Annotated in this window: 13 protein-coding genes; 11 read left to right on the top strand and 2 right to left on the bottom strand. The window is 62.3% G+C overall.

Annotated features, from left to right (window positions below):
• Positions 1-20: 20 nt before the first annotated feature.
• Positions 21-1,136, top strand: a complete 1,116-nt coding sequence (locus HNO82_RS19180) for a porin (protein WP_034351027.1) — start codon at positions 21-23, stop codon at positions 1,134-1,136.
• 158 nt (positions 1,137-1,294) lie between these two features.
• Here HNO82_RS19180 and HNO82_RS19175 read toward each other — a convergent pair whose 3' ends face one another.
• Entirely contained in the window at positions 1,295-2,236 is a 942-nt protein-coding gene (locus tag HNO82_RS19175) for an IclR family transcriptional regulator domain-containing protein (RefSeq protein WP_175344774.1), read from the bottom strand.
• A gap of 360 nt (positions 2,237-2,596) precedes the next feature.
• Between HNO82_RS19175 and HNO82_RS19170 the strand changes: the two genes are divergently transcribed.
• The 7 genes from HNO82_RS19170 to HNO82_RS19140 all read left to right on the top strand — a co-directional run bounded on the left by HNO82_RS19170 (position 2,597) and on the right by HNO82_RS19140 (position 8,695).
• Positions 2,597-3,271: a 3-oxoacid CoA-transferase subunit A gene (locus tag HNO82_RS19170; RefSeq protein ID WP_008332201.1), complete on the top strand. Its 675-nt coding sequence runs from the start codon at positions 2,597-2,599 to the stop codon at positions 3,269-3,271.
• Positions 3,268-3,909 carry a CoA transferase subunit B gene (locus HNO82_RS19165; RefSeq protein ID WP_008332199.1) on the top strand — a complete coding sequence of 214 codons (642 nt, stop codon included), beginning with the start codon at positions 3,268-3,270 and terminating at the stop codon, positions 3,907-3,909. Before HNO82_RS19170 ends, HNO82_RS19165 begins: the two co-directional genes overlap by 4 nt.
• Positions 3,910-3,948: 39 nt before the next feature.
• The gene (gene pcaF / locus HNO82_RS19160) at positions 3,949-5,151 is read left to right on the top strand and encodes a 3-oxoadipyl-CoA thiolase (protein WP_008332198.1); all 1,203 of its coding nucleotides are present in this window, start codon (positions 3,949-3,951) and stop codon (positions 5,149-5,151) included.
• Positions 5,152-5,366: 215 nt separating this feature from the next.
• Complete coding sequence (locus tag HNO82_RS19155) at positions 5,367-6,233, top strand: branched-chain amino acid ABC transporter permease (protein WP_175344773.1); 867 nt, start codon at positions 5,367-5,369, stop codon at positions 6,231-6,233.
• Entirely contained in the window at positions 6,230-7,237 is a 1,008-nt protein-coding gene (locus HNO82_RS19150; protein ID WP_175344772.1) for a branched-chain amino acid ABC transporter permease, read from the top strand. Before HNO82_RS19155 ends, HNO82_RS19150 begins: the two co-directional genes overlap by 4 nt.
• Positions 7,234-8,001 carry an ABC transporter ATP-binding protein gene (locus tag HNO82_RS19145; protein ID WP_008332180.1) on the top strand — a complete coding sequence of 256 codons (768 nt, stop codon included), beginning with the start codon at positions 7,234-7,236 and terminating at the stop codon, positions 7,999-8,001. The genes HNO82_RS19150 and HNO82_RS19145 overlap by 4 nt, the downstream gene beginning before the upstream one ends.
• A complete protein-coding gene (locus HNO82_RS19140) occupies positions 7,994-8,695 on the top strand; it encodes an ABC transporter ATP-binding protein (RefSeq protein ID WP_008332179.1) in 702 nt (233 codons plus the stop codon). Before HNO82_RS19145 ends, HNO82_RS19140 begins: the two co-directional genes overlap by 8 nt.
• Before the next feature lie 3 nt (positions 8,696-8,698).
• Here the strand turns inward: HNO82_RS19140 and HNO82_RS19135 are convergent, their stop codons facing one another.
• Complete coding sequence (locus HNO82_RS19135) at positions 8,699-9,208, bottom strand: MarR family winged helix-turn-helix transcriptional regulator (protein ID WP_175344771.1); 510 nt, start codon at positions 9,206-9,208, stop codon at positions 8,699-8,701.
• Positions 9,209-9,535: 327 nt separating this feature from the next.
• Here HNO82_RS19135 and HNO82_RS19130 point away from each other — a divergent pair, with 327 nt between their 5' ends.
• Genes HNO82_RS19130 through HNO82_RS19120 form a run of 3 tightly spaced genes read left to right on the top strand, consistent with a single transcriptional unit; the run spans position 9,536 to position 12,795 of the window.
• Positions 9,536-10,585 (top strand): aromatic ring-hydroxylating dioxygenase subunit alpha, encoded by a 1,050-nt coding sequence (locus HNO82_RS19130; protein ID WP_175344770.1) that lies wholly within the window; start codon positions 9,536-9,538, stop codon positions 10,583-10,585.
• A 9-nt stretch (positions 10,586-10,594) separates the two neighbouring features.
• Positions 10,595-11,551, top strand: coding sequence for a PDR/VanB family oxidoreductase (locus HNO82_RS19125; protein WP_175344795.1), 957 nt, complete (start codon positions 10,595-10,597; stop codon positions 11,549-11,551).
• A gap of 56 nt (positions 11,552-11,607) precedes the next feature.
• Positions 11,608-12,795, top strand: coding sequence for an ABC transporter substrate-binding protein (locus HNO82_RS19120; protein ID WP_488928477.1), 1,188 nt, complete (start codon positions 11,608-11,610; stop codon positions 12,793-12,795).
• The last annotated feature ends 254 nt before the right edge of the window (positions 12,796-13,049 follow it).

Genomic DNA, 13,049 nt, shown 5'->3' with positions numbered 1-13,049 from the left:
GAAATCAGGAGGAGATGGCAATGACAAGAAAAATCACCCTGCGTGCAGTGGCTCTGGCCGCTGCCGCATGTGCGATGACTGCAGGTGTATCCGGCTCGGCCATGGCACAGAGTTCGGTAACGATTTACGGGATCATCGATACCGGCGTGGTCTATACCACCAATGCCAACGCCAATGGCAATTCGGTCTTCAAGATGCCATCGCTGACGGGCAGCTTCCCTTCGCGCATCGGTTTCCGCGGTACCGAAGACCTGGGCGGCGGACTGCAGGCGATGTTCGTGCTGGAAAGCGGCTTCGCACCCGATACCGGTGCCATGGGCCAGGGCAACCGCATCTTCGGTCGCCAGTCGTATGTGGGGCTCAAGGGCGGCTGGGGTCAGGTCATGCTGGGTCGGCAGATCAACATGACCTATATCTCGCAGCTCAAGACGGACGTGATGGGTCCCAACATCTTCGCCATCGGCAGCATTGATTCCTATCTGCCCAATGCCCGCAGCGACAACGCCATCGGTTACCTCGGCAGCTTCAGCGGCTTTACCGTCGGTGCGACCTACAGCTTCGGTCGCGACGCATCGGCCACCGGCGGTCCTGCCGCTACCAACTGTCCGGGCGAGGTGGCCGGCAACAGCAAGGCCTGCCGCCAGGTCACGGGTCTGCTGGGCTATGACGGCAAGGGCTGGGGGATGACCTCATCCTACGACATCCTCTATGGCAACACCGGCGCCTCCGGCGGCCTGACCAGCAGCAGCAACAGCGATCAGCGCATCACCCTGAACGGATACTTCATGCTCGGTGACGTCAAGGTCGGCGGCGGTGTGGTGGATCGTCGCACCCGTGCAGCGGCCAATACCAATACCGATTCCGATCTCTACTACCTGGGCGTGAGCTATCCGCTGACCACCACCCTGGTGCTGGATGCGCAGCTCTCGCGTCTGGCCGTCAAGAACAGCCCCAACGATGTCACCCTGTCGGTGGCGCGCCTGACCTACAACCTGTCCAAGCGCACCGCCCTCTATACCTCGCTGGGTTACATCAAGAACGGCGGTACCGCTGCCGTGGCCGTCGATGCCGGTGGCTCGGTAGGCGCGGGCAAGAACCAGTTGGGCGTGATGACAGGCATCCGTCACACCTTCTGATGGTGGCGGCAAACAGTGGCAAATAGCGGCAAGCAGTCTTGAGGAGGATGGCGCACCCGCAGTTGCGAAGGGTGCGCCGACATCCGCAGCATGGCAAAGGCAGGGTCTGTTTTTGTCTTCGGTCCGCCTCCCCGAATCGGGGAGTGCGGACCTGTTTTTTATGGCAGCAGCACCGACAATTCCTGTGCGCCACGCAGCAGCACCGGCAGGATTTCCTCTTCCATCTGTGCGACCGAGACGCGCGCGGCCTGTGCCCCCACGTTCAGTGCCGCCAGTACGTTGCCGGAGGCCCCGCGCACCGGGACGGCAATCGAACGCAGGCCAACCTCGAGTTCTTCATCGATGACCGCGTAACCCTGTTCGCGCACGCCGGCCAGGATGTCGCGCAGACGCTTCTGCGACACCACCGTCTTGTCGGTCAGGGCGCGCAGCTTGACCTTCTCGAAGTAGGCTTTCAACTGCTCATCGGGCAGGTGTGCCAGCATGGCCCGGCCCAGCGAGGTGCAATAGGCCGGCAGGCGGCTGCCGGTATTGAGCGCCACCGACATCACGCGCGATGTCGCCGAGCGCGCGACGTAGAGCACTTCATTGTCATCGAGCACCGCCAGCGAGCAGGATTCGCCCAGGGTACGGCTGATGTTGTTCAGGTAAGGCTGTGCAGAAACGGTCAACGGAGTGGAAGACAGATAGGAGTATCCCAACGTCAGGATCTTGGGACGCAGCGAGAAGTTGTTGACGTCCGAATCGGCATAGCCGAGTTGCTTCAGGGTATGCAGGCAGCGCCGCACGGCAGCACGCGGGATACCGGTCTTCTGGCTGATCTGGGCGATGGTCAGGCTGCGGCGCGAATCACTGAAGGCGCGGATGACCGCCAGGCCGCGCGCCAGCGAGGTCATGAAGCTGGGGTCGGTGAGCGCGTCGATTTCCTCGGCGATGGTCAGCTCGCGTTCGGTCTCGGCAGCGCCGCCGGAGGGCTCGGCTTGCCTGGCCTTGCCGCGGCCTTTGGCGACGGGGGCGGACTTCGGTGCCTTGCTGTCCTTGGCGGCAGGGACGCTCTTGGCAACGGTTTTGCGGGTCTTGGCAGCGGGTGCGGTGGACATGGGCGCGAATGGGCTCTCTGGTCGGATGGTCAGGACGGATCGTCGGTGCGGCCGCCCGGCGTTGCCGCCGTGCAGGAGTGCGTCGGAATTTTAACGTTTTGTGCGGCAAGCGAACACATCCTGCTGGTTTTTCTTGACGTCCGTCAAGCCGGATCGCTAAACTCTTTTTGTGCGAAAATCAAACATTAGTTCGGTGATCGAACATTGCGGTGCAAAAAACGTCACGCAGCTGACCGCGCCGCCATGCCCGTCCACACCGGCAGAGACGAGTCCCAACCCGCCTGGTCGCACCGCAAGCAAACGTGTGGCAAGGCATCCAGCCGGCGCAGTTGCAGGCGCCGCATCTATAGTGAGAGCAACGTGATCAATAAAATTTCTGACTCCCTGGAGCAGGCGGTGGCCGACATCCATGATGGCGCCACCATCATGATCGGCGGCTTCGGCAATGCCGGCATGCCCTCGGCCCTGATTGATGCGCTCATCGCCCAGGGCGCGCGCGACCTGACCATCGTCAACAACAATGCCGGCAATGGCGATACGGGCCTGGCCGCATTGCTCAAGACCAAGCGCGTCAGGAAGATCATCTGTTCCTTCCCGCGCCAGACCGATTCCCACGTCTTCGATGCGCTCTACCGCGCCGGTGAAATCGAGTTGGAACTGACCCCGCAAGGCAACCTGGCCGAGCGCATTCGTGCCGCAGGTGCCGGCATCGGCGGTTTCTTCAGTCCGACCGGTTACGGCACCATGCTGGCCGAAGGCAAGGAAACCCGTCTCATCGATGGCAAGCACTACGTGCTGGAGTCGCCCATTCACGCCGACTTCGCGCTCATCAAGGCACTGCGCGGCGACCGCTGGGGCAACCTGGTATATCGCAAGACCGCGCGCAACTTCGGTCCCATCATGGCCATGGCCGCCAAGGTCACCATCGCGCAAGTCACCGAGGTGGTGGAACTGGGCCAGCTCGATCCGGAAAACATCATCACGCCCGGCATCTTCGTGCAACGGATCGTGCAAACCAAGGAGGCACAGCAATGAAGCGCTTTACCCGTGAAGAGATCGCCGCCCGCGTGGCGCAGGACATCCCCGAGGGCGCCTACGTGAACCTGGGCATCGGCCTGCCCACCAAGGTGGCCAACTATCTGCCGGCTGACAAGGAAATTTTCCTGCACAGCGAAAACGGCGTGCTGGGCATGGGCCCGGCCCCGGCCCCCGGTGAGGAAGATGAAGATCTCATCAATGCCGGCAAGCAGCCGGTGACGCTGCTGACCGGCGGTTCCTATTTTCATCATGCCGATTCGTTCTCGATGATGCGCGGCGGTCATCTCGACATCTGTGTGCTGGGCGCCTTCCAGGTCTCGGCCAAGGGTGACCTGGCCAACTGGCACACCGGCGCGCCCGATGCCATCCCCGCCGTGGGCGGTGCGATGGACCTGGCCATTGGTGCCAAGCAGGTGTTCGTGATGATGGACCACCAGACCAAGACCGGCGAGAGCAAGCTGGTGGAGGCCTGCTCCTATCCGCTGACCGGCATCGCTTGCGTCAATCGCATCTACACCGACCTGGCCGTCATCGACGTGACCCCGCAAGGACTGCAGGTGCGCGAGATCGTCGAAGGTCTTTCGTTCGCGCAATTGCAAGAGATGACAGGCGCACCGCTGCATCCGGCGGCCTGATCCGGCCCAACCCATCGTTGATATCGCTGTGAGGAAGACATGAAAGACGTATTGATCTGTGACGCCATTCGCACCCCCATCGGCCGCTACGGTGGCGCGCTCAAGGACGTGCGTGCCGACGACCTCGGGGCCGTGCCGCTGCGCGCACTGATGGAGCGCAACCCGCAGGTGGACTGGAAGGCTGTCGATGACGTCATCTATGGCTGCGCCAACCAGGCTGGTGAAGACAACCGCAACGTGGCGCGCATGTCGCTGCTGCTGGCGGGTCTGCCGCAGGAAGTGCCGGGCAGCACCATCAATCGCTTGTGCGGCTCCGGCATGGATGCGCTGGGCACGGCCGCGCGCGCCATCAAGTCTGGCGAGACGCAGCTGATGATCGCCGGTGGCGTCGAGTCGATGACCCGTGCTCCCTTCGTGATGGGCAAGGCCGATAGTGCCTTCTCGCGTCAGGCTGCCATCCAGGACACCACCATCGGCTGGCGTTTCGTCAATGCGCTGATGAAGCAGAAATACGGCGTCGATGCCATGCCCGAGACGGCCGAGAATGTGGCCGTCGACTTCAAGGTCAGCCGCGAAGACCAGGACCGGTTTGCCGTGCGCAGCCAGGCCAAGGCTGCTGCGGCCCAGGCCAATGGCAACCTGGCTCAGGAAATCGTGCCGGTGGTGATCCCGCAGAAGAAGGGCGACCCCATCACCGTGAGCCAGGATGAACATCCCCGTGCCACCAGCATGGAAGCGCTGGCTCGCCTGAAGGGCGTGGTCAGGCCCGATGGTAGCGTTACCGCCGGCAATGCCTCGGGCGTCAACGACGGCGCCTGCGCGCTCTTGCTGGCCAGTGCTGACGCAGTCGAGAAATACCAGCTCAAGCCGCGCGCACGCATCCTCGGCATGGCCACGGCCGGGGTGGCGCCGCGCATCATGGGCATGGGCCCGGCGCCGGCCAGCAAGAAAGTGCTGGCGCAACTGGGCATGAGTATCGATCAGATGGACGTGATCGAACTCAACGAAGCCTTCGCCTCACAGGGGCTGGCCGTGTTGCGCGAGCTGGGCGTGGCCGATGACGATGCGCGCGTCAATCCGAACGGCGGCGCCATTGCGCTGGGCCATCCGCTGGGCATGAGCGGTGCGCGCCTGGTGACCACGGCGATGTACCAGCTGGAGCGCACCGGCGGCCGCTATGCGCTGTGCACCATGTGCATCGGCGTGGGGCAGGGCATCGCGATGGTGATCGAGCGCGTGTGATGAGTTCATGAAGATCGCAAGGGTCTTCGTGAAAATTGATCAAGCATGAGTTGAGGCAGGCGCAGCACAATAGAAAAAAATTCATATTGATTTCCGAGCGGTCACCCATAAAAAAGAGCCGCAGGACAGAAGGAGACAAATCGCATCATGTATCTGCATCATGACTGTGCGCCACGTCCTGCTGCGCGCGCCCGTTCCGGTCAGGGAGGTATGCCATGCTAGGCAACTTCCTCGGCGTACTCTTTGACGGCATTGCCTACGGCAGCCTTCTGTTTCTCATCAGCGTGGGCCTGTCGGTGACGATGGGCATGATGAACTTCATCAACCTGGCGCACGGTGCCTTTGCCATGCTGGGTGGCTATGTCTGCGTGACGCTGCTCAACGGCATCGGCGTTCCCTTCCTCGCGACCCTGCCGCTGGCCTTCATCGCTGCGGCGGCGGTGGGACTGATCCTTGAGCGCTCTCTCTATCGTCGTCTCTACAAGGCCAGCCATCTGGATCAGGTGCTGTTTTCCATCGGCCTGACCTTCATGGCCGTGGCCGCTGCCACCTGGCAGTGGGGGCCTACCCAGCAACCGGTCGTGCTGCCGGACTGGCTGCGCGGTCAGGTCTCGCTGCTGGGACTGGACGTCGGTGCCTATCGTGTCTTCCTCATCGGAGTGGTGGTGCTGGTGACCATTGCGCTGGGCCTGTTGATCGAGCGTACCCGCTTCGGTGCGCAGATTCGTGCCGCGGTCGATAACCAGGTTGCAGCAGCCGGACTGGGCATCAACGTCAGCCGTGTCTTCAGCCTGACCTTCGCGCTCGGTTCGGGCCTGGCCGGACTCGGTGGCGGGTTGGGCATCGACGTGCTGGGACTGGATCCGACTTTCCCGGTCAAGTACATGGTCTATTTCCTGCTGGTGGTGGCCGTCGGTGGTGCCGGCACCATCAAGGGCCCGTTGCTGGCCGCGCTGATCCTGGGCGTGTTCGACGTCGCCGGCAAATACTACGTGCCGGAGACCGGCGCCTTCGTCATCTACGGCCTGATGGTGGTATTGCTGATCCTGTTCCCGGCTGGCCTGATGCGGAGGCGCGGATGAGCAGCCTGAATACGACAAGCCGGTCCGCGACGAAACCTGCACTGCATCTGCCCAATGACCGCTGGACGCCCTTGGAGCTGATCTTCTGGCTCTTGCCGGTGGCGGCCTATTTCGTCTTCCCGGATTATCTGGTGCTGATCAGCCAGATCATGATTGTGGGTCTGTTCGCCGTCTCGCTGGACCTGATCCTGGGCTATGCCGGCATCGTCTCGCTGGGGCATGCGGCTTTCTTCGGCCTCGGTGCCTACACTGCCGGCCTGCTGGCCGTGCATGGCTGGGGCGAGCCTATCACCGGACTGCTGCTGGCCGCCATCGTGGCAGCCGTTGCCGGATTCCTGGTGAGTTTCCTGGTAGTGCGCGGGACGGACCTCACCCGCCTCATGGTGACGCTGGGCATCGGACTGATGCTCTTCGAGGCGGCCAACAAGGCATCCTTCATCACGGGCGGCGTGGATGGTCTGTCCGGCATGGTGATGGGCAAGATCTTCGGGGTCTTCGAATTCGATCTCAACGGCCGCGTCGCCTTTTGCTACAGCTTCGCGGTGCTGTTGTTGCTGTTCGTGGTCTTGCGACGCTTGGTGAGTTCGCCCTTCGGCCTGGGCTTGCGGGGTATCCGCGAAGGAGGTCGCCGCATGCCGGCCATCGGGGCCGACGTCAATCGCCGGCTGGTGGTGATCTTCACCATCGCCGCTGCGGTTGCGGGTGTGGCCGGTGCCTTGCTGGCCCAGACCACGCAGTTTGTCGGACTCGATGTGCTGGGCTTTCCGCGTTCGGCCGAGTTGCTCATCATCCTGGTGCTGGGCGGCACCGGTCGGCTCTATGGTGCACTGGTGGGCGCGCTGGTCTACATGCTGGCGCAGGACACCCTCTCCGGACTCGATCCGGCCTACTGGCAGTTCTGGATCGGCCTGCTGCTGATCGTCATCGTTCTCTTCGCACGCGGTGGTCTGTTGGGTGGACTGGCCGTGCTGCGTGACAAGTTCTTCAAGGGAGGGCGCACATGAGCTCGCATCCAGCCGATACCACCTTGCGCACCGAAGCGCTGAGCAAGCGCTGGGGCAGCTTCGTGGCCAACAGCGACATCTCGCTGACCTTCACGCCCGGCGCGCGCCACGCCTTGATCGGCCCCAATGGCGCAGGCAAGACCACCTTCATCAACTTGCTCACGGGTGGCTTTGCACCCAGCAGTGGCAAGGTATGGTTCGGTGGCGAGGACATTACCGCGCTGGCCCAGCACGAGCGCGTCAAGCGGGGCATGACGCGTACCTTCCAGATCAATACGCTCTTTGCCGGACTGACCGTACTGGAGTCGGTGGTGCTGGCGATCCAGGAGAGGCGCGGCCTGCAATACAAGTGGTACCAGACCGTGGCCCGTCAGACCGACGTGGTGGACGAAGCCATGGCGCTGCTGGCCTCGCTCAAGCTGGCGCAGGAGGCCAACAGCATCACGCGCAGCCTGGCCTACGGCAAGCAGCGGCTGGTGGAAATTGCGCTGGCGCTGGCCACGCAACCCAAAGTGCTGTTGCTGGATGAACCTGCCGCAGGCATTCCGTCGGCGGAAAGCCGCGAATTGTTTGAAGTGATTGCGCAACTGCCCCGCGAGGTGACGATCGTCTTCATCGAACACGATATGGGACTGGTGTTCCGCTTTGCCGAACGCATCACCGTACTGGTCGGCGGCAAGGTGCTGGTGGAAGGCACACCGGCCGAGATTGCGGCGGATCAGCGCGTCAAGGAAGTCTATCTGGGGGAGGCCGAACATGCCTGAACTGCTGGCACTGGACAAGGTGAGCGCCGGTTATGGCGATTCCATCGTCCTGGAGGAGGTGTCCTTCTCCATGCAGGAAGGTGAGAGCCTGGCTCTGCTGGGGCGCAATGGCGTGGGCAAGACCAGTCTGTTGATTACTCTGATGGGACTGACTCGCCTGCATGGCGGCAGCATCCACTGGCGCGGCAGCAACATCGCCCGCGTGCCGACCCACAAGCGCGCGCATGCCGGGCTGGGCTGGGTACCGCAGGAGCGTTTCATGTTTCCTTCGCTGTCGGTGGAGGAACACCTGACGGTGGTGGAGCGTGGCGGAAAATGGAACTTGCAGAAGATTTATTCGATTTTTCCGCGCCTGCATGAGCGCCGCCACAACATGGGCAATCAGCTCTCCGGTGGCGAGCAGCAGATGCTGGCCATTGCGCGCGCCCTGATGGTCAGTCCCAGCATCCTCTTGCTGGATGAACCGATGGAAGGGCTGGCGCCCATCATCGTGCAGGAGCTGCTGAAGGTGATCCGCCGCCTGGTCAGCGACGAAGGGATGTCGGTGATCGTGGTGGAGCAGCATGCGCGCATGGCGCTGTCGCTCACGCAACGGGCCATCGTGCTTGATCGTGGCCGCATCGTGCATGCCTCGGATAGCCAAAGCCTGCTGGACGATGGTGAAAAATTGGATCGACTGGTAGCGGTAGCCTGAGGCTCAGTCCTCCTGGCAATCCTGGTCGCGCAAGCGTGCCAGCGGTGCGCGGCTTTGTGGATTGTTCTCGTGCACCAGCTTGTCCAGCAGCCGCATGAACTGCTCCTGCTCGGCGTCATCAAGGGGCGCCAGGATGCGCTTGCGCAGGCGCTGCAGGCCGGGGATCAGTTCTTCCAGCAGGGCTTCGCCCGCTTGCGTGATGCGCAATGCGCGCTGGCGGCGGTTGTGCGGAATGACTTCCCGCACCAGCAAGCCCTTTTCTTCGAGGCGGGCGCAGACCGTGGCGCCGGTGGAGGTGTCGATGGCGACCAGCCCCGACAGGCTCACCTGGTCGATGCCGGGATGATTCGACAGCATGCGCAGGATGGCGTATTGCACCGGGGTAATGATGCCGCCGGTTTCGTCATGGAAGATCGATACCGAGATCTGCTGCGCGCGCCGCAACAGGTGGCCGGGGTGCTCGTAGAGATCGATGAGCTGGCTTTCGTCCTTGGGCGGTGTGGTCTCTGGCATGGCGGATTCGGTCAGGTTCGGTCGGGCAATGGATGAGCTGCAATCAGTACGCAGCGATGCGGCAGTGTAAGGTCCGCGACGTTTTCCCTCAATCAATTGATGCGATGCGCAATGAAAAAAGTCCGCCGGCGCGTTTACTTGCGCAGCGGATTGGCGGATACTTTTCCTAACATTCAGTGCACTGAATATTAAATCAGAAAAATGCGAGACCCGACAGGATCTGGATCAAGCCACCTGCGGAAAAGAACAAGTTGGAGCAGTCCATCAAGGAGGGCACTGGCCGCGCGAGGCCGGTGCCGGTTGAGGAATTTACCCAAGGAGACCGTCATGTTCCCCAAGAATGCCTGGTACGTTGCCTGTACCCCCGACGAAATCGAAAGCAAGCCCCTGGGCCGTCAGATCTGTGGCGAGAAGATCGTGTTCTATCGTGGTGCCGAGGGCAAGGTGGCCGCCGTCGAGGATTTCTGTCCGCATCGTGGTGCGCCCCTGTCTCTGGGTTTCGTGCGCGATGGACAGCTGGTTTGCGGGTATCACGGTCTGGAGATGGGTTGCGACGGCCACACCCGCAGCATGCCTGGTCAGCGCGTGCGTGGTTTCCCTTGTATCCGCAGCTTCCCGGTGGTGGAGCGCTACGGTTTCATCTGGGTTTGGCCGGGTGAGAAGGAGCAGGCCGATCCGGCGCAGATCCATCACCTGGAGTGGGCCGAGAACCCTGAATGGGCCTATGGTGGCGGCTTGTATCACATCAACTGCGACTACCGTCTGATGATCGACAATCTGATGGATCTCACCCACGAGACCTACGTGCACGCCTCCAGCATCGGCCAGAAGGAGATTGATGAAGCCCCGGTCAACACGCGCGTGGAGGGTGAGCAGGTCATCACCAGCCGCTTCATGGAAAACATCATGCCGCCGCCGTTCTGGCGCATGGCCCTGCGAGGCAACGGGCTGGCCGACGACGTCCCGGTGGACCGCTGGCAGATCTGCCGCTTTTCGCCGCCCAGTCACGTGATGATCGAAGTGGGCGTGGCGCATGCCGGGCAGGGTGGTTACGACGCTGCGCCAGAGCACAAGGCGTCGTCCATCGTGGTGGATTTCATCACGCCCGAGACCGAGACTTCGCACTGGTATTTCTGGGGCATGGCGCGCCACTTCCGTCCCGAGGACAAGGACCTCACCGACACCATCCGCGAGGGCCAGGGCAAGATCTTCGGTGAGGACCGTGCGATGCTGGAGCTGCAGCAGGCCAATCTGCTCAAGTATCCGGAGCGTCGCCTGCTGGCGCTGAACATCGATGCCGGTGGCGTGCAGTCGCGCAAGGTGCTGGACAAGTGGTTGGCGCGCGAAGCCGATGCCGGCAAGGCTGCGGCAGCCTGAGGGGGGATGATGACGACATTGCAGGTCAGGATCGCGGCGCGCCGCGAGGAAGCCGACGGCATCATCGGGCTGGAACTGGTGTCGCCGGATGGCAGTGCCTTGCCGGCCTTTACTGCGGGGGCACATATCGATGTGCATCTGCCGGGCGGCATGCTGCGTCAGTATTCGCTGTGCAACGCGCCGCATGAGCAGCATCGCTATCAGATCGGTGTATTGCGTGATGCCCATTCGCGGGGCGGTTCCGTGGCGGTGCATGAGGTGTTGAAGGTGGGCGACCTGCTCACCATCGGGGTGCCGCGCAACCAGTTCGCGTTGGTGTCGGCGCCGCACAGTCTGCTGCTGGCGGGTGGTATCGGGGTGACGCCCATTCTGTGCATGGCCGAGGCGCTGGCGGCTTGCGGGGCTTCTTTCGAGATGCACTATTGCGCCCGTTCGCCCGCCCGCCAGGCGTTTCGCGAGCGCATCGCGGCATCGGGATTCGCTCGGCGCGTGGTGCATCACTATGACGATGGTGATGTTGCACAGAAGCTCGACCTCGATGCCTTGCTGTCGCAGGCCGATCCGGCCACCCATCTTTACGTCTGCGGCCCTGTCGGTTTCATCACGCATGTGGTGGAGACTGCCCGTGCGCGTGGCTGGCCGGAGGCGCAAGTCCATTTTGAATACTTTGGTGCGGCGCCGGTGCAGGCTGACGGCAATGGCAGCTTTGAGGTCAGGCTGGCCAGCAGCGGGCAGGTCTACCGCATTCCGGCGGACCGCACGGTGATCCAGGTCTTGTGCGAGCACGGTGTGGATGTGCCGGTGTCCTGCGAGCAGGGGATCTGCGGCACCTGTCTTACGCGCGTGCTGGAGGGGGAACCGGATCATCGTGATCAATATCTGACCGATGAGGAACGCGCGGCCAATGACCAGTTCACGCCGTGTTGTTCACGGGCACGGAGTCCCTTGCTGGTGCTGGATTTGTAGCGTAATACGAAGCAACTGGCCGTAAATCATTTATACCAATTAAAACGTGAGGAGACATGATGAGCGAGATGATCAATACCCGACGCCGCCACCTGATGTTGGCCGGGACGGCATTGGCCGCCGTTGGTGCGCCGCTGGTGGCGCAAGCGGCAGAGACGTTGAAGGTGGGGCTGATCGTGCCGATGTCGGGGCCGTTTGCCTCGACCGGGCGGCAGATCGAGGCGGCGGTCAAGTTGTATCAGCAGAAGTTCGGTGACAGTGTGGCCGGACGCAAGGTGGAGATCTTGTTGAAGGATGACGGCGGGGTCTCGCCCGATGTGACCAAGCGTCTGGCGCAGGAGCTGGTGGCGCGTGAGAAGGCGCAGGTGCTGATGGGCTTCGGGCTGACGCCCTTGGCGCTGGCGGCTGCACCCATTGCCACGCAGGCCAGGGTGCCGATGATCGTGACGGCGGCGGCGACTTCCATCATTGTCCAGCGTTCACCCTATATCGTGCGTACCGGGTTTACGCTGGCGCAGGTGACCTCGCCACTGGCGTCCTGGGCGGCGAAGAATGGCATCAAGAGTGTGGTGACCTTTGTTTCCGATTACGGGCCGGGGCTGGATGCAGAGAAGGTGTTTGTGAAGACTTTCTCTGAAGCCGGTGGCAAGGTGATGGAGAGTGTGCGGGTGCCTTTGCGCAATCCGGACTATGCGCCGTTCCTGCAGCGGGTCAAGGATGCCAGGCCGCAGGCTTTGTTCGTTTTTGTACCTTCCGGTGAAGGAGCTGCCGTGTTGAAGCAGTTCACCGAGCGGGGATTGGCGGCGGCGGGAATTCGCCTGATCTGTACCGGCGATGTGCTCGATGATGACCTGATGGCGGGTATCGGTGCGGCCGCCAAGGATGTGGTGAGCAGTCATCATTATTCTGCTGCGCATCCTTCGGCGGCCAACAAGGAATATGTGGACGCGATGGCCAAGGCTAACAAGGGGATGCGGGCCAACTTCCATTCTGTCGGTGCCTACGATGGTATGCACCTGCTCTATGAATCCCTCAAGAAAACCTCCGGCGATGCGAATGGCGAAAAACTGCTGGCTGCCATGAAGGGGATGAGCTGGGAGAGTGTGCGCGGGCCTGTTTCTATCGATGCTGCTACTCGCGATATCGTGCAGACGGTTTATATGCGCAAGGCTGAGTTGCGCGGGTCTGAGTTTTATAACGTGGAGTTTGATCAGGTGGAGAAGGTGCGGGATCCTGGGGTTTGATTTTTGTTTTTTTGGGGGGAGGGTAGTCTGCACGGGCCTCTTTCCTGCGCTCTAGCTTAATGCTTATCTTTCTCCGGTCGGGAGGACGCGCCGGGAGCGGCCCGGCAGCCGCTCACTTTTCTTGTCTCGCCAAGAAAAGTAAGCAAAAGAAGGCGACCCCAAAGAGCCAGCCCTCCTTCGGAGGGTCCCCGCCGCAGCAGAGCGAAAAGTGGGAAGGATAGAGTCGCTTCGCTCCGACTATCCTTCTGATCCAC

Origin of the sequence: Herbaspirillum sp. C9C3 (assembly GCF_013359625.1) — a bacterium.
Lineage (GTDB): Bacteria > Pseudomonadota > Gammaproteobacteria > Burkholderiales > Burkholderiaceae_D > Herbaspirillum.
The sequence above is the reverse complement of the archived record's forward strand: the minus strand, read 5'-3'. Positions and strand labels throughout refer to the sequence as shown.